The sequence below is a fragment of the Methylovulum miyakonense HT12 genome, from assembly GCF_000384075.1.
Classification (GTDB): domain Bacteria; phylum Pseudomonadota; class Gammaproteobacteria; order Methylococcales; family Methylomonadaceae; genus Methylovulum; species Methylovulum miyakonense.
The window spans coordinates 2,285,560-2,303,250 of record NZ_KB913025.1; the positions used below are offsets into that span (position 1 = coordinate 2,285,560).

Annotated in this window: 12 protein-coding genes and 3 pseudogenes; 10 read left to right on the plus strand and 5 right to left on the minus strand. The window is 48.4% G+C overall.

Annotated elements, in window-relative coordinates; translation table 11 throughout:
- The first annotated feature begins 168 nt into the window (after positions 1-168).
- The 4 genes and pseudogenes from METMI_RS23765 to METMI_RS0111585 all read left to right on the plus strand — a co-directional run bounded on the left by METMI_RS23765 (position 169) and on the right by METMI_RS0111585 (position 5,540).
- A complete protein-coding gene (locus tag METMI_RS23765; RefSeq protein ID WP_019866461.1) occupies positions 169-1,113 on the plus strand; it encodes an IS1595 family transposase in 945 nt (314 codons plus the stop codon).
- A gap of 57 nt (positions 1,114-1,170) precedes the next feature.
- Complete coding sequence (locus METMI_RS23770) at positions 1,171-3,486, plus strand: TonB-dependent siderophore receptor (protein ID WP_019866462.1); 2,316 nt, start codon at positions 1,171-1,173, stop codon at positions 3,484-3,486.
- Between the two features lie 78 nt (positions 3,487-3,564).
- Positions 3,565-3,986: pseudogene (gene tnpA / locus METMI_RS23775) on the plus strand (IS200/IS605 family transposase); the annotation flags it as partial.
- A gap of 336 nt (positions 3,987-4,322) precedes the next feature.
- Positions 4,323-5,540 (plus strand): PepSY-associated TM helix domain-containing protein, encoded by a 1,218-nt coding sequence (locus METMI_RS0111585; protein ID WP_029151642.1) that lies wholly within the window; start codon positions 4,323-4,325, stop codon positions 5,538-5,540.
- Between the two features lie 71 nt (positions 5,541-5,611).
- Here METMI_RS0111585 and METMI_RS0111590 read toward each other — a convergent pair whose 3' ends face one another.
- Together METMI_RS0111590 and METMI_RS0111595 are read right to left on the minus strand one after the other, a co-directional pair.
- Entirely contained in the window at positions 5,612-6,814 is a 1,203-nt protein-coding gene (locus METMI_RS0111590; protein ID WP_019866464.1) for a PepSY-associated TM helix domain-containing protein, read from the minus strand.
- Between the two features lie 187 nt (positions 6,815-7,001).
- On the minus strand, positions 7,002-9,443 hold the full coding sequence (locus METMI_RS0111595) for a TonB-dependent siderophore receptor (protein WP_019866465.1): 2,442 nt from the start codon (positions 9,441-9,443) through the stop codon (positions 7,002-7,004).
- Positions 9,444-9,619: 176 nt separating this feature from the next.
- On the opposite strand from METMI_RS0111595, the pseudogene METMI_RS26185 reads away from it, so the two are divergent.
- Together METMI_RS26185 and METMI_RS23780 are read left to right on the plus strand one after the other, a co-directional pair.
- Positions 9,620-9,859 (plus strand): annotated as a pseudogene (locus METMI_RS26185) (BrnT family toxin); the annotation flags it as partial.
- Positions 9,852-10,058: a BrnA antitoxin family protein gene (locus tag METMI_RS23780; protein WP_019866466.1), complete on the plus strand. Its 207-nt coding sequence runs from the start codon at positions 9,852-9,854 to the stop codon at positions 10,056-10,058. The pseudogene METMI_RS26185 and the gene METMI_RS23780, both read left to right, overlap by 8 nt.
- Before the next feature lie 130 nt (positions 10,059-10,188).
- Here METMI_RS23780 and METMI_RS0111605 read toward each other — a convergent pair whose 3' ends face one another.
- From METMI_RS0111605 to METMI_RS28400, 3 genes and pseudogenes are all read right to left on the minus strand, one after another.
- Positions 10,189-11,151: a FecR family protein gene (locus tag METMI_RS0111605; protein WP_019866467.1), complete on the minus strand. Its 963-nt coding sequence runs from the start codon at positions 11,149-11,151 to the stop codon at positions 10,189-10,191.
- Between the two features lie 60 nt (positions 11,152-11,211).
- Positions 11,212-11,748, minus strand: coding sequence for an RNA polymerase sigma factor (locus tag METMI_RS0111610; protein WP_019866468.1), 537 nt, complete (start codon positions 11,746-11,748; stop codon positions 11,212-11,214).
- A gap of 230 nt (positions 11,749-11,978) precedes the next feature.
- Positions 11,979-12,735 (minus strand): annotated as a pseudogene (locus tag METMI_RS28400) (IS5 family transposase).
- Between the two features lie 192 nt (positions 12,736-12,927).
- Between METMI_RS28400 and METMI_RS0111625 the strand changes: the two are divergent.
- From METMI_RS0111625 to METMI_RS27465, 4 genes are all read left to right on the plus strand, one after another.
- Positions 12,928-13,446 carry an RNA polymerase sigma factor gene (locus METMI_RS0111625; protein WP_019866469.1) on the plus strand — a complete coding sequence of 173 codons (519 nt, stop codon included), beginning with the start codon at positions 12,928-12,930 and terminating at the stop codon, positions 13,444-13,446.
- A gap of 83 nt (positions 13,447-13,529) precedes the next feature.
- Positions 13,530-14,471 carry a FecR family protein gene (locus METMI_RS0111630; protein ID WP_019866470.1) on the plus strand — a complete coding sequence of 314 codons (942 nt, stop codon included), beginning with the start codon at positions 13,530-13,532 and terminating at the stop codon, positions 14,469-14,471.
- A 158-nt stretch (positions 14,472-14,629) separates the two neighbouring features.
- Positions 14,630-17,107, plus strand: coding sequence for a TonB-dependent siderophore receptor (locus METMI_RS0111635; RefSeq protein WP_019866471.1), 2,478 nt, complete (start codon positions 14,630-14,632; stop codon positions 17,105-17,107).
- A gap of 246 nt (positions 17,108-17,353) precedes the next feature.
- On the plus strand, positions 17,354-17,691 hold a 338-nt coding region (locus tag METMI_RS27465; RefSeq protein WP_040572786.1), incomplete at its 3' end, for a PepSY-associated TM helix domain-containing protein.

The window sequence follows — 17,691 nt, forward strand, 5'->3', positions numbered from 1 at the left end:
CCATCTTTTGCCGCACTATTGGCGATTCTATTAGCACAAAACGCGCACAGTGATACCGTTAAGCGTTTTTTCAACATCCCCGCACAACCAATTAACCGGGCGTTGCTGATTTTCGGAACCTGGGTATCCCCTTGACTGGAGTGACTACTATCGGTAGTGTTGTCATCCATGGACGACTACCCGAAGACGTTGGCTGAATTTGAGGAACGCTTCTCCACCGAAGAAGCGTGCTGGCATTATTTGTGTGAGTTGAGATGGCCTGATGGTTTTGTTTGTCCGCGTTGCGGTCATCGAAAAGCTTGGTTAATTGATCACGGGCTTCATTGGTATAGATCGTGCGATTACAAAGCATCAGTGACGGCAGGAACAATTTTTGAACGGACAAAGAAGCCGTTGATGGTTTGGTTTCGGGTAATCTGGTGGGTCACAGGGCAGAAATATGGTGCGAGCGCCAAAGGACTGCAACGTATGCTTGGTATTGGTAGCTATGAAACTGCGTGGACATGGCTTCACAAATTGCGTCGCGCCATGGTTAGGCAAGGCCGTGATCGTTTATCTGGGAACGTTGAGATCGACGAAACCTTTGTGGGTGGTGTAAAACACGACGGAAAACGCGGACGTGGCGCCAGTGGTAAGGTATTGATTCTTATGGTTGTGCAACTTGACGGAAAAAAATTGGGGCGCATACGACTGAAACGAATAGAAGATGCTTCGGCAGAATCTTTAGAAAAAGCCATTCAGGATACGGTTGAACCAGGGAGCGTGATTCGAACGGATGGATGGGCTGGCTATAACCAAATTGGCAATCGTGGGTACATTCACGAAGTGGTTCGAACTGATGCTGAGGTTGGGGACAATCTGTTGCCTGCTTGTAATCTGGTTGCCAGCCTGATGAAACGATGGCTAGGTGGTACTTTGCAGGGGGCGGTTGCTCATGAGCATCTTGAGTATTATCTCGATGAATATACATTTCGATTCAATCGACGAACTTCACGGCACCGCGGAAAACTTTTTTATCGATTACTCCAACAAGCAGTGTTGACCGATGCCGTGACTTACGAAACTATCAAGAAAAATGTCCGTGGACGAAAACCAACTCACCACAACATATAGTGTTTACTCCAGTCAAGGGGATACCCAGGTTTCGGAAAACAAAGCGGGCAGCAATTGATGTACAGCACGGCGGTTACCGACCACTTACGTAGCCAACCTGTGCAGGGTGAGTACACGGCAACGGAGGCGGTCAATCTCTTGCTTGCCGGCGCGCCGCTACAAGCCGTTGCCACGCGTGAAGGCACACTGACCGTGCACCCGAAAGCCATGACAGTGGCGGCGGCAGAAACAGAAACCGAAACTAGGCAAGACACGGCAACTTTGCCAAAAGTGAAGGTTACAGGCAAAGCGGAAAATGATGCCGTATGGGCAACTGATCCCTACAATACCGATTACCACCAGCCGAATTCAATGACCGCTACAAAAACTGACACGCCAATTATGGAGACCCCTTATTCGGTAACAATTGTGCCGAAAGAAGTCCTGAAAGATCAGCAAGTCATCAAAATTGATGATGCGGTCAAAAACGTCGCAGGGGTTATGGCACAACCGACCAACGGTCAAAATAGTGATTCGTTCATTATCCGTGGCTTCCAAAACGATACTGTGTATAGAAATGGTTTTTTATTGCCATCGGCTATTGGTGGTGGCACTTCAAAACGAGAGACGGCGAATCTGGATCGAATTGAAGTTTTGAAAGGCCCTGGCTCAATTTTATATGGTCGTAGTGAACCTGGCGGCATTATCAATTTGGTAACTAAAAAGCCTCAAGCCACACCATATTATTCTTTGCAACAGCAATTTGGCTCCTATGATTTTTACCGGACAACAGGCGATGCAACAGGCGCAATCAGCCATGATGACAGTTTGCTCTACCGCTTTAATTTTGCTTATGAAGATTCAGGATCATTCCGAGATTTTCAGAAAGCAGACAAGGTTTTCGTTGCGCCAAGCTTTACATGGAATATCTCGGATCAAACTCAAGTGAATTTTGATATTGAGTACCAACGTTTTGATGAAACAGGGGATTCAGGTCAATCGCCATTGTTGGTTAACGTGCCCAGCATCGCGTTTGAGCCTGTCAATAATCGCCCTGCGCCCATCCCGCGAAACCGTGAGTTTGGGGAGCGAGTCAACAACTCCAATATTGGTGACAGGACGTTTGTCGGTTTTGATTGGTCACATGCGTTCAATGAAAACTGGAAACTCAGCCAGCGTTTTGGTACGGAACTTTGGGATTTGAGATCAAAGTATTTGTTTTTCTATCCAGGTGCAGATGCCCAAGGTAACTTATCACGCTCATTCAATAATGGTTTGACGCAACAACAACAGTACTATACGACCCTGAATTTAACTGGTAAATTTGCCACAGGCTTTATAGAACATACGTTGTTGACGGGTTTTGATTATTTCGTGATTGATAATCAAGGCACGGGCAACTGTTGCCAATATGCGGGTGATTTCAATATCTTTAGACCAACGTATCTGACGACGGCCCCCCAATTTGATCCGGCGGGCAATTCTGAAATCAAAGGCATTACCCAAGATTTATATAGTTTATATATTCAGGATCAGTTCAAATTGCCTTATAACGTATTTGCCAATGTCGGTGTGCGTTACGACGATGCTTCCAGCCAGAAACAATGGTCTTACGATAATTTTGTCTTAACTCATACCGGACACAATCACGTCAGCCCAAGGGGTGGTTTGTTATGGAGACCGATACAGTGGCTGTCCCTCTATGGAAGCTACACGGAGAATTTTGGACAAAACAACAGTTTATTTAACTCGCCTGGGCAAAACCAAGTCCAACCCCAAACTGCCCAACAATGGGAATTGGGCACCAAAACCGAATTTTTCGATGGCCGTCTGTCTGCTACTTTTGCCTATTTTGACCTGACTAAGCAAAATATTGCCATCACCGATTACAGTACCTTTATTCCGAGCACAAAAAACATTGGCGAACAAGAAAGCCGTGGCTATGAATTTGAGGCTAGCGGTGAAATTTTACCGGGCTGGAAAATCATTGGAGCTTACACGCATCTTGCCTATGCCAACATCAACAAAGATGGTTTGGATGGTAAATCCGACAATACCGGGCATCGGATGATGTTGACTCCACGTAATTTTGGTAGCCTGTGGAACACATACGAATTGCAATCCGGTCAATTACGAGGGTTGAAGTTTGGCGGCGGCGTGGTAGGAGCTGATTTGAGCCAAGGCGACCCAGCAAACGATTATCAATTGCCTGGCTATATGACAGTTAATTTACTAACAAGCTATGCCATAAAAGTAGGTCGTACCAAAACCACCTTCCAGCTCAATGTTAACAATTTGCTCGATAAAACCTATTACACGGGGAGCAACACCGCTTACCAAATTGGCGTAGGCGCACCACGTACTTTCTTAGGATCAGTAAAAGTGGAGTTTTAATTTTCCATCATAAGGTTTAAACCACTCGCTTCAGCGGATCAGCTTTAGCTGCGATAATAGAGGCTAAGGAGGTGGCCTATGGAATACCGATACGGGAGTCACACAGTTTTCAGATAGAGTACCATTTTGTATGGGTAACGAAATATCGCTACAAGGTGTTGAAAAGGGAGGTGGCAGAGCGTGTCAGGGAGTTGGTCAGGCAGACATGCGAAGCGTTCGAGATTCGTATAATCAAGGGGGTTGTCAGTAAAGACCATGTGCATATTTTGGTCAGCGCCCCACCAAGCTTGGCGCCGAGTGAAATCATGAGGCGGATCAAGGGAAGGAGGGCCAGTTACCTGTTTGAAGAGTTTCCGCATTTGAAGAAGCGGTATTGGGGGCAGCATTTCTGGGCACGGGGCTATTTTTGCGCCACGGTTGGTCAGATGACAGAAGATATGATAAAGCAATATTTGGAGCATCATTTTGAACCTAACCCCAATGATAATTTCCAGATGGAGCCGAAATTGACGCGTCGTTCAGCCGACGCGTATCCGGACTTTCAGTCCGTAACTAAACGACCACCGGCTTAAGCCGGTGATCGTTTAGTTGGTGGCTAAGCCAGTCAGGGTTGCGAACCCTGACCGGCACGTTCAATCCAGCCTTACATTTTCACAATCGGTTTGGACGAGGCAATATGCCCACATCCGGCTGTAACCCACGCAACGAATTTTTGACAAAATCAAAAAATACATGATTTTTTATGGTGTCAGGTGTGGATTGTCCGTTCCTATACGTCTTATCTGATAGCAAGAGTAACTTGTATCAATAAGACGATTGGAGCCACCAAACCCGCCATGAACCGAACTTATACGCCAGACAAAACCCTTCTCAATTCCACTTCACTACCACGTCTTAAAGTTCGCCGCAAACTCTGGTTACAAGTTCATCTTTGGCTGGGTTTAGGTTTGGGCTTATTTTTGGCAATTATTGGTTTAACCGGTTCGGTGCTGGTATTTTGGCACGAGTTGGATGAAGCGATTAATCCTGGCCTATATCAAGCCAGTAACTATTCCCATCTATCCCGAAAATCCTTGGATGAACTGATTGCTGCCGCCAGCTTAGCAGCACCTAAGGGTTGGGTTTCAGCGTCACTGGATGCACTGCATGAAAATGGCAATGCCGTCTTTGGGTTTTATTATCCAGAACCCAACCTTACGCCAGAACAAGCGGAATCCTTGACCATCGCTCTCGACCCCTCTACCGCCGAAGTTGTTAGTCGGCGGGTTTTTTATCATGCTTGGAATCCGCTGAAAAATTCGCTCGTCGGATTTTTCTTTAAACTGCATTACGCGCTGTTTTTAGGTGAAATCGGCGTTACCATCGTTGGTATTTTTGCCGTGTTGTTTTTTGTGTCGACGATGAGCGGTTTGATTTTATGGTGGCCTTTAACAGGCAACTGGAAGCGTGTTTTGACCATCAAACGTAAGGCCAGCACTGAGCGTTTCAACCATGATTTACATCAAACGGCGGGATTTTACAGCCTAATTGTGCTGCTGGTTTTATTAATTTCCGGCCTGTATTTCAATTTGCCTAACCAATTTCGCTGGCTAGTTGAACGGTTTTCACCACTAACCGCAGATGCCAAAGCCAACCCGCAACCCGCCCCACCCGTTACCAACGCCGTACTGGAAAACGCCTTACGAAAAATTACCCAACAGAACCCGCAAGCTGAAGCGCAGTTTTATTCCTTTTCTCCAGACCCGACCATGCCGTTCACTGTCTGTTTCCGCAATGTGCCAGAATTGCGCCCTTATGTGTTGGATAGCCGTTGTTACCAACTGAACCGCAATACCGGCGACGTGCTGGCAATCACCGACCCCGCCCACGGTAGTGTCGGCGATGTGGTCATGCAATGGCAATGGCCTTTGCATTCAGGGCAGGCGTTTGGTTGGACGGGACGGATTTTGGTGTGCATCGCAGGATTGATATGCCCGCTGTTGTTTGTGACGGGGGTGATCCGTTGGTTGCAAAAACGGTGGGCTAAGCAACATCGGCTGGCTGTTCGATTATAATGAGCGGCATTATTTTAACGAATTAATCTATAACCATTTGATAAACAAAAATATATGACAGCGTTGGTGGGTTATTTGCTAACCGGGATGTTTTGTTTAATTTTTAGTGCCTTGCGTTTTTGCCGCCAGCGGATAAAGCCCGTGACATATAAAACAGTGGGTATTAATCCTAGGAACAGAATCAAAATCCGCCCCGCCAAACCAAAAGCACGTCCCGTATGCAAAGGGAACAACCAGCCTAGCAAATGGTCGCCGAACGTTGCCGTTTCTGGGCTATAACGTTGTAGGATGTTGCCACTGTACTGATCGACCAACACATCACTTTCCCATGCCGCTCCTGTTGCTAAGCTCACTGAATAAACGCTTTGGCTGTTTTCTGGTAGGGATAAGGATACAGGCTGACCATTAGGAACGCTGGCTTTAGCGATGTTGACCGCCTGTTCCGCGCTGATAGGTTGTTTTTCTGGGGATGTCTGTGAAATCGGAGTTGCGGCAAGCCGCGTGACAGATGACAAGGCATTAACGCTGTGATCTATCCATTCTGTCCACGGTTTGTACATATGGATGCCGCTAAATAAGCTGACTAATAACAGTAAGCTGGCAAAAATACCAAAAGTTTTATGCAAATCGTAATTCAGCCTTTCCGCGCTGGCATTGCGTTTGATTTTTAAAGCCACCAGCCAGCGGTCAATGCGTGGCCACCATAAATATACCCCGACCACAATCGAACCCATCAACAACGCGCTGCCAAAACTGAGCAGATAATTGCCCAGCCACAGACCCGGAAAATTAAGCATCAGTGACGTGTGTATCTTTAAAATAATGCCCATTAACGGTTTTGCCCATGGACGCAACTGTGATTCCCATAGGCGAGGCCCAGTCACAGTGCCGTTGCATGGGTCTATATACAAAGTATAGCGGTCATTCCACTCGGCTTCTGGAGCGGGCATTTGATACCAAAGGGTATACAAGGGACGTTCGACATTGGGAAAGGACACGCTGCCCAATTGCCCTGGAGCTGGGATGTAGTTTTGGGCGGCGGCAAGCAATTGATCTAAAGGTCGGTAAGCGGATTCAATACACGCACTGTTCGTTTTTAGCAGTACCGGATTCAATGCGGCATCCAGCGGTTGCCAAAAAACAATCAGGCTGCCTGTCAAGCCGATCAACGCGAACATCGCACCTAAAGTCAGCCCTAAATACAAATGTATTTGCAACCATAGTTTGCGGTGCTTCTTTTTAGGCGATAAATAGTGATGGCAGTTTTGTTTCATTGTCGATAGAGTCAGGGCATGAACGGTATGTTTTAGACAAATCGGACGTTAGGAGTAACTTGAAGTCATGTTAGTTTGTGCCGACGATGTGTAGGAATAATTTAGCAATAGGCGTAAAGCCATTCCTCTGTTTAATGACCTTTCAGATTTTTAAAATCCGAAAGGTCTCAAGATTCAGTTTTGGTCACTAAAACGATACCCTGATCGATCCTAAAACAGTACGCGGCGCACCATAGTAAGCACCGCTACTGGTTCCGGTGACAAAATAGGATTTGTCCAGCAGATTGTCTATGTTGACTTGGGCGGTAAATTTGGAAACACCGATCTTCCAGCCATAGCTTGCCATGAGGTTCATCGTGACATAGCCAGGAAGTTGATAATCATGGGTATCCGCATCTTGACGGCCTTCAACGGCGACGGCTCCGGCACCCAACTTTAAGCCAGAAAATTTGCCGTACTGAAACTCATAAGTGCTCCATAAACTGCCCATGTTTTCGGCGACATTGCCAAGGCGGTTACCAAGCAAATCATTGCCTTTGGTAATTTTAGCGAAGGGCATGTAAGTGTAATTGCCTATCATCCGCCAGCCGGGCAGAATTTCACCCGCGACATCCAGTTCTACGCCATGAGTTTGAGCTTCCCCGACCGGAATAACACCCCAAGGCAAATTATTGGGATCGGGCGTTTGCAGGTTTTGCTTAGTCAATTCAAAGTAGGAAAATGTGGCTGTTAACTGCCCGTCCCAAAATTCGGTTTTGCTTCCCATTTCCCATTGGTTAGCCCGTTGCGGCGGCAGTGTTTTCCCACTATTGTTAAAGCCGTTGGAGGCGCCGAAATTTTCCGTGTAGCTTCCGTATAAGGATAACCATTGTATCGGACGCCAAAGCAAACCGCCGCGTGGGCTAACTTGGTCATCATCGTTAATGGTGTTGCCCAGAAGATTGTCTTTGGTCACCGCATTGTCATAACGTAATCCGGCCAAAGCGTGGAAATTGAAAGGCAATTTGATTTGGTCTTGTAGGAAGATACCGTACCAATCGGTAGTGTGGTTGATTGGCCCCCAGGCATTTTGTGGTGTGACCAAGTCCGCCAGTGGCCCTGATGTATAGCTAGGGTTATTGAAATTGCCATCCGGCAGTGGAGGGCAACAATACTGATTGTCTAACTTTTCATTGGTACGGTAGTAATCCCCGCCGAAGGCTAGGGAATGGTGCAATATTCCCGTGTTGAACTTGCCAGTCAGATTGACGGTGTTGAAATAACGGTCTGCCGCGAGTCCTTTTACGGTAGCCGTGCCTTGCGAATAAGTGCCGTCCGCTTGGATACCATATGCGAAAGCAGCGGGATTGCCCCCTTGTTCAGTGAAATTGGCATTGAAACGGTGTTGTAAGCTCCAGTTGTCGTTAAACGCGTGTGACCAGTTGAGGCCGACCAGAATATCGTCGGTGCTTTCATCCGACCAAGGCTGTCCGAAACTATAGGAACGGGAGACGGGGGCGGGACGGTTGCCTAGATTTGGAATAGGGGATTGAAGGTTATCATGGGTGTGCAAGTACTCCAGTTCCAAAGTGGCTTGGGTTTTAGGGCTGATATTCCATTTGGCCACCGGGGCGACGAAAACACGTTTGTTATAGACAAAGTCTTGAAATGAGCCAGCATTTTCATAATCCAGGTTCAGGCGATAAAGTAACTTATCATCCTTAGTGATGGGGCCGGTCGCATCGGCAGTGGTGCGGTAAAAATCATAGGAACCGAATTGCTGTTGCAAGGAATAAAATGGGCTAGTGAGCGGCTGTTTGGTGATCAAATTAACGATACCCCCAGGTTCGGCCCGGCCATACAGAATAGAAGCGGGCCCTTTCAACACCTCAATGCGTTCCAAATTAGCCGTGTCACGTTTTAGGCCAAAGCCGCTAGAACCTAGCGGAGAGGGAAACAAAACCCCATTGCGGTAAACCGAATTGCCTGTGTCGAACCCGCGTATCAGGAATGAATCGACACCATTGCCGATGTTGCCTGCCTTCATGATACCGCTAACATTTTTAGTGGCATCCTCGACACGCACCACTTGCTGGTCTTGTAACACTTGCTTGGGCACTACTTGAATCGAGAACGGCGTTTCCATGATGGGCGTGTCCGTTTTGGTCGCTGTCGTGGCGTTGGTACGGTTGTAATTAGGATTATAAGGATCGCTCGAATCATCTTCGTAACTTTCAGTTTTACCGGTCACTTTCATCGTCGCTAATGTCGCCACCGATTGCACCGAAGTAACTGCCGCTACCACAGGCCCAGCCGTTTTCACCAAAGTCACACTACCGCCCGTTTGCCTAACCGCCAAACCTTTCCCCGCTACCAATTTGTCTAAAGCCTGTTGCGGCGTGTACTTGCCATAAACAGGATTAGCCCTGACATCCCGCGCCAATCCTGCTGGAAAACCAACCTGCCAATCGCTAGTGGCGATGAAGGCGTTGAGCGCGTCGGCTAACGGTTGGGCGGGGATATTGAATTGTTGGATTTGATTTCCCCCTGCTAAAGCCTGTTGTGGTGCGATCAGCGAGGGTAGTGTCAGGGCAATGGCGAGGGTGATTTGGCCCAGTGCGTCGCGGGCATTACGGGTGTCTGGGTGCATAGTGGCTCCTGTGTGTCGTTAAGAAAACCGCGCTTTTGGCCGCGCTTAGGTAACGAGACGTTTCAGGATTTGGATCACACACTTGGGGTGGAAAGTTTTTTGTTGATTTTTATGCGCTTGCGAATACATATAATGTAGGTATAACATAGGTTCATAGAAATGAATTCGATTCCCGCAAAGCGGCCATTAACTTGAAAAAGCATGGTATTCATTTTGATGAGGCCGCTAGTTGCTTGTTTGATTCACTCGCTTTAGTCCGTGAAGATGCTGATGCTCAAGGTGAAAATCGCTGGGTGCTGCTGGGCATAAGTAATCAGGCGCGACTATTGGTTGTTGTGTACACCGTGCGCGGAGAATCGATTCGAATAATTTCCGCCCGTAAACCCACTACCAAAGAGGTTCTGTGCTATGCGTGACGAGTATGATTTCAGCAATGCCAAACGCGCTCAAGACGTGCCGCATTTGGCTAAACTCCAAGCCGAAAGCGGCAAAAGCCGCATTACGCTATTTCTTGATAATGATGTTCTCGCTGCTTTCCGTGAACGTGCCGCCCAAAGTGGCAAAGGTTATCAAACACTGATTAATGAGGTCTTGCGCGTTAGTCTTGCGCGTTAGCCTTGCACCGGAGTCAGCACCACTGACGGCGGAAACGTTGCGAAAAATTTTGCATGAAGAACTCTGTGCGAGGTGATGTGGGATGGTTTATTTGAGAAAAACGAAAATTGAAGTTGGAATCTGGTTGTAATTAGGATTTCAACACCGTCAAATACGGCGAAAATGTAATAACTTTCGCTCCAATAATATCCGCTAATGTGCGGATGACAGCCGCAGTATCTCCCAGCTTGTAATTTCCGGTAATGCGGGTTTGCCGAAGCTTGGTGTCGCTAATCAAAATCGCGCCCGGATGATAACGATCCAGTTCGGCAATCACTTGTGCTAGGGTTTGGTCTTGGAAAATCAGGCGGCCTTTTAGCCATGCGAAGCTGCGGGTGGAATTTATGATGGTAGCCGGGCTGACGTTGTTTGGGCTTATTTCAGTATGTTGTCCGGCGGTCAGTTGAACATTGCCGCTGATTTCTCCAGCACACGCAACAATACCGCTGTCCACGTCCACCTCGGTGATTGCCCCTGCTTTTACGGTAAAGCGCGTGCCAACCACGCGTACCGTACCTTGTTCAGTCGCCACAATAAACGGCTTGGTTTTATCCGGCTGCACTTCAAAATACGCTTCCCCTTGCAAAAACTTAATGCCGCGTTGGGTATCGCTAAAATTTAATGATACGGCAGAATCGGTATTTAAAATTATCGCCGAACCGTCAGCCAATTCAATTCGCCGCTGTTCGCCCGTCGCGGTGACGTAATCGGCTTGCCAACGGGTGATAAGGCCGGAAGCGGCAAACAGCCATCCACACACTAAAACCACTGAGGCGGCGGTTGCCCAACGCAAGGGTTGGTTACGTTGGCGCGTGACCGGAAATGTAATGGCGGCGTACTGGCTTAAAGCTTGGGTTAACGCGGGGGATTGCCACAGTTGTTCAACTCTATTAAATGCGGCTTGGTGGGCGGGGCTTGTCGCCAGCCATTGTGCAAATGCCGCTTTGTCATTATCGCTGACTTTGCTGTCTTGCAGACGGGCAAACCAGGCTAGGGCTTGGTCTTGCGCATGGCTGTGCGGGCTAGATGTATCCGGTTCGAGAGGATAGGACATGGCGGTTGGTTTTATGGGTTCAGCAGCATTTTAACAGCATCAGACGTTTGTGCCATGCTGTTAACAAGGCTCATCGTCTTGGGCGGCAATAAGATGGGCAACTGCGGCTTGGATATTTTTTTCCACCGCACTGCGGGAAATACCCAAATGAGTGGCAATGCGCCCATAAGGCCAATGGTGGAATCGATGTAGTACCAAACAAGTCCGTCGCCGTTCTGACAAGTTCTGTAAGCCATCAAGCAATAACGTCACTTGCTGTTGATCGGTGACGATTTGTTCCGGCGTTGGCGTGGTGGCAGCAATACATTCAATAATACTATCGTTTTCTTGTTTGGGTGTTGCCTTCGCATTGGTAAGCGGCTGGCGGATGCGCTGTTTGCGTAGATGGTCAAGGGCCAGATTACGCCCAATCTGAAATAGAAACGACTGAGGAAACGTGATTTCCTGCGTTGCTGCTGCCTGTAAAAACTTTAGATAAGTATCTTGTGCCAAATCTTCGGCGGTTTGCGGGCAGTCGACGATGCGGGCAATGGTATGGATGAGGGTGTGGCGATGATGCAAAAACACATCATCGGCATTGATTGCGGTGCTATTCATGTCAAGCGTTATCGTACGGATATAAAGCGGAGCTAATGACGGTTAGCTAATTCAGCAAAACCCACGCCATAAATAGGCGTTTTACCAGAATAATGCTGTCTGGAATCCTCTAGGTCTTGGATTGCTTAGCTTTACGAAACGAATTGATCTTTATTCTCGACAATGGCTTTTTCAGCCGTCTAGCCAAAAATAAAAAAACTGTGTTAAATCCCCTAGGTTCTGTTGACGTTTCATCGGAGCCATAAGAGCACGGATGCAAATGACAACATCCCCCTGTAATTAATGGCTTTTTTCTCATATCTGGTGGCAATCCTGCGGTAGTGCTTGAGCTTGCCGAACATACATTCGATGACGTGCCGCTCCTTATAATGGCAATAATCGCAGTCAATTTCTTCTTTCCTGTTCGATTTGGGCGGGATGACGGCTTTTATCCCCCGTGTTTCCAACCACTCCCGTAAGGCATTGGTGTCGTAGGCCTTGTCCGCCAAAACGGCGCGGGCACTGAGGTTTTCCAACAAGGGGATAGCCTGCCTGCACTCCGCCCCTTGGCTGCCCGTCAGGATGAATCTGACCGGTAGCCCCAAGGCATCACAGACCGCATGGATCTTGCAGCCAAAGCCACCTTTGGAACGCCCCCAACGCCTCTTCCTTGGCGGAGCTGTTTGCCGCCCCCGCCGCACAGGCATGTGCCCTGATTACCGACCCATCCATGGAAACATCCTGTAAATCAGCGGCTTCGGAAAAATATCCGAGGAGTTTCTCCCAAGCCCCATTCGCGCACCAGCGCGAGAAACGTTTGAAGATGGTGTTCCATTTGCCGTACGTTGGCGGCAAAACCCGCCACTGCGCCCCCGAACGTAATATCCACAGGCAAGCCCCAACGAACCGCTTGCATTGCTCGGGACAGCCGACATGGATGCACGGCAATTGTTTTAAGAACGCCAATAAGCGGCCCCACTCGTCATCACTCAGCTCTATTCGGTTCATGCCATCCAAATCGGATAATCTTAACCTATTCGACAAACGTCAACAGAACCTAGTAGTCGCGGCTTTTGCCCTATTTTTTTACGGCGTTTCCGTAGGCAAATAGAAGCTAAGCCCACGACTGCCAAGCTTTTAAGGCGATTGGTACAACTCCTGCTTGTGGTAGTGCCATTCCCTTGATTATCCTGTTTTTGCATGAGCCAACACCCCAGCCCAGTTTCTGGTCAGGATCTGACCGATTTTTATCACGCCCGCCATCCGCAATTGCAAAACTATCTGTTTTGGCATGTCCGCTCGCAGGAAATTGCTGAAGAATTGGCACAGGAAACCTATCTGCGTTTTTTGAAGCAGGCTACGCCACAGCCTATCCTTGATCTGAATGCGTTCTTGTTCACTATCGCCGCGAATTTGGCCCGCGACTATTTGCGAGGTATGAAACGTCAGCCACACCGTGAGTTTATTCCGCTAGACACCGAAATCGCCGATGCTCAACCCAGCCCTGAGGACATCGTCGCCAACTATTGTTTGGAGAGCCAATTGCAGCAAGCCATCGCCCATTTGCCGGAGAAGACCCGGGAAATATTTCTCTTGTATCGTGTTGACGAACTCAGCTATAAACAAATTGCCGCCCGTTTGGATATATCGGAACGCACGGTTGAATACCATTTGCGCCAAGCGATGTTGTTGTGCCGGAATTTTTTGACAAAGGCCTGACGCGGGTATAAATAAGCCTCTGTTTTGTCAATCTCAATATCCGTTTTGGAGTCTGCGTTATTAATCCCATCCCTGCACCGTCCGTGTCTGATTCAATATTTACCGAAGCCACCACCTGGTTTTTTCGTCTGGCGGCTGACGACACCACCCTTGCTGAATGCGAGGCGTTTGACCACTGGTTAACGGGCGATCCCCAACATGCCGAAGCGTGGCAAGCTGTACAACAACTTTATGCGGCATTGGAATCACCGGCTAAGGCTATAAGGCAACAAGGTTTGCCTGTATCGGCAAAAAAAACCAAGTGGCAGCATTTCTCCTTCGCCCGCGCCGCTTCAGTGTTGATGGTTTGTGTGGTGTTGGTGGTTTATTGGCAACCGGATGTCCTGCAAAACCTGCAAAGCGATTACCACACGGCTACGGGCGAACAACGGCAAATCGTCTTGGCGGATGGTTCTAAAATCCTACTCAATACCGATAGCGCGGTGACAGTAGATATTGAAAACACGGTACGCAAGGTGCAATTGCTACGCGGTGAAGCGTTTTTTGAAGTAGCCCATGCGCCAGAGCGGCCCTTTTGGGTGAAGGCCGGTGTTGCCCGTGCGCGGGTGACGGGGACGGCGTTTAGTGTCGGTAGAGATGAGGGCGCCGTGACTATTGCCGTAGTCCACGGTCGTGTGGAAACCAGCACCGAAGGTAATCCCGGACGCATCACGCCGTTAACGGCAAATGAATCAGCACGTTATCAAGACCAACTATTGGCGAATGTGCAGCACATCGATGTGCAAAAGTCTTTGGCTTGGCGGCAAGGGCAGTTAGTGTTCGTACAAGCGACTTTAGCGGAGGTGGTGGCGCAAATTAACCGATATCGGCCCGGACGTTTGCTGATTACGGACGGGCAACTCAAAAATCGCCCTATTACGGCGGTGTTTTCAGTCAAACACTTAGATGAAGCCATCAACGCTTTGGAGCAAACGTTGGGTGTCCGTGCAAGGCGGCTGGCGGACTATTGGGTGTTGTTGGGTTAAGCCGTTTGCTTAAATTCTGATCGGCTGATGGCAAACGTTTTCACCATAAAGTTAAAAATAGTACAAAACAAACTAGGGATTTCCCGCCAACCATCGTCCTAGATAGGAATGGGTAGATAACAACCCAGCCTTTCACGATGAATTTTACGGAGTAGCCCATGTTTGTTAACCCTCTTGTTGGCGATTTGCCCAATCGCAAACAAAAACTATCTTCGGCATTTTCCGGCAGTTTACTTCTGGCTGCATTGGCCATATCCCAAGCCGTTCAAAGCGCGGAATCCGAACCGAATACATCAGCCAGTCAAGCTAGCAATTACCAGATTCGCCCGCAGTCGCTGGACAAAGCCTTGGTTGATTTTTCGTTGACATCGGGACTGCAAGTGCTTGCGGATGGCAAGCTGACGGCAGGAATCAGGTCGTCTGGTGTGACAGGCCGTTATACATCCAGACAAGCTTTGCAAAGCCTGTTGGCGGGGACTGGGATAGCCGTGCAATCCAGCCGTAACGGAATGGTGACTTTGCAGAAAGTGGCGCAAAACGTTGCGGTGGCGGACACTGCACCGCCATCGGCGATAACCTTGTCGACTGTGAAAGTAACGGGAAAAACCGGGGGGTATGATGACGACTCAACTGATCCATACAACCTAAGTTACACTCGCTCTAATGCCAGCACCGCCACCAAAACCGATACGCCGATCATGGTGACCCCAGTGTCGATACAAGTGATACCGCGTGCCGTTCTTGACGACCAACAGGCGATACGCATTCAAGATACGATAAAAAACGTCAGCGGCGTTCAACGGGACTTTACTTACGGCAATGGTTATGAATCGTTTACGATCCGCGGATTTTCATCAGCTTCAAACTTTTATCGCAACGGCATCAGGATGATCACCCAGTCCAGCGAAACCGCACATCTGAACCAGATTGACATATTGAAAGGTCCCGCTGCGATGCTGTTCGGGCGTGTTGAACCCGGCGGTTTGGTAAACGTGGTCACTAAAAAACCGCTGGAGCAAGCGTATTATTCTTTGCAACAACAATTCGGTTCCTATGACTTCTATAGAACTACGATGGATGCCACCGGACCCGTAACCCAAGATAAGTCCTTGCTCTACCGATTCAATCTAGCTTATCTAGGCACCAATTCATTTCGTGATGTGGTATTCGATGACCGTATTTTTCTTGCGCCCAGCCTTACCTGGAAGCTCAGTGATGCAACTGAGGTCAATCTGAATTTCGAATATAAAAATGAAGATTTGGTTGACGACTCCGGCATACCCGCCATCGGTAACCGCCCTGCCTCCATTCCTTTAAACCGATTTCTGGGAGAACCTTGGGAACATTATCAAGTCGAAACCGAGCTGGTCGACTTCAATTGGTCGCATAAATTTAATGACCATTGGAAAATCCAAAATGGCTTTGTTTGGAACAACCTGACTTATAACTGGCGGGAAACCTATCACACATCTCTACAGGCAGATAACAAGACACTTAACCGATCTCCCTGGTTAGTCGATACTGATAGGGAATCTCATACTGTTTATGCAAGTCTTACCGGAGACTTTGACACTTTAGGTTTGCATCACAACCTGCTACTGGGTGGCGATTATTTTTCTGCGCAACGCGATAAAGCCATCGGTATCGATAGCGATCCTATGTCAACTATCGATATTTTTAACCCTGTTTACGGCGCAGCCGACTTTAACACGCTCGAAACAGCGAGAAAGAATGCACCGAATTTCTTTTATACCAACGATGAGCAATGGTATGGAGTCTATTTTCAGGATCAAATTAAATTCTGGGATGACAAGCTCCATATTCTAGGCGGCGGGCGTTACGATTGGGCAGAAGCCTCTTCAAGCTATTCAACCGTTTCCTTTGCTAACCCTGCAGACACTAAGAGTGAGCACTTCAGCCCTCGCGTCGGCTTGTTATATCACCCTTGGTCTTGGCTATCTTTATACGGTAATTTCACTGAGTCTTTGGGGAGCAATAATGGTGGACGCTCACGAACAGGACAACCCTTTACTCCCCAAATCGCCACTCAGTACGAAGCGGGGGTGAAGACCGAATTGTTCGACGGTCGCCTCACGTCGAGCATTGCCTATTTCTACCTGACCAAGCAAAACGTCCTAACTCCCGACCCCGTGAACTCCCAATTCAGCGTAGCACTTGGCGAAGCGAGAAGCCAGGGCATCGAATTTGACATGAAAGGACAGGTATCCGATGCTGTCAGCCTGATCGGAACGTATGCCTACACAGATGCAAGAATCACCAAAAGCAACAGCGATGACTTGGGAAACCGCTTGCTCAATGTACCCGAACATTCCGGCAGTATTTGGGGCAAATATGATTTTGTGAATACGCCATTGCAGGGGTTGAGTTTTGGATCTGGCGTTTACCTGGCGTCACAACGAGAGGGGGATAATGCGAACTCTTTCCAGTTGCCGGGCTATGCACGCCTTGATGCGATGGCTGCTTATTCGATGAATGTGGTGGGCACAAAGCTGACTACCCAGCTTAACGTCAATAACCTACTTGATAAAAGGTATTTCGCATCCAGCGCAAACCAAGCATCGATATTACCGGCCGATGCGTTGACAATAATCGGTTCGGTACGGTTGGAATATTAACTCCGTAGGTTGGGTTGCACCTTCGCGCGGAACGGGATTTGCAATCCCGTTCCTATCGTTTTGATGTTGCCTCCATAATCTTTTATTCATACGGGAAACACTACGTACGGGGCAACATGCCCCGTACGGCTAAGAAAGAAATTAGTGGGTGGGGTGGACAATGCTTTTATGCCCACCCCACCGAATTTAATGCGCTTGAAGCGGTTAAGCCTTGACAGTGAATTTTTGAATAGCTAACGATACGCTATGAACCGATTTTTTGACCCACCCAAGAAAACCCCGTCCGATACCAAACAACCACATCTTGCCAAACTGAAAGCCCGCCGCAAAACATGGCTGGCGGTGCATCTCTGGCTAGGTTTGGCCTTAGGTTTGTTCTTATCCATTTTCGGCATTACTGGCAGCATTCTGGTGTTCCATGCCGAAATCAACGAACTGCTCAACCCCCGATTATTGACGGTCACTGTGCCGGAAACGCATCCGGCCTATCTCCCTTTAGCGGATATTTTCCAAGCCGGACAGGCGGCGATGCCAGAAAAAGCTGTCAACACCTTTGCCGATTATCCACGCAATGACGCGGCGGC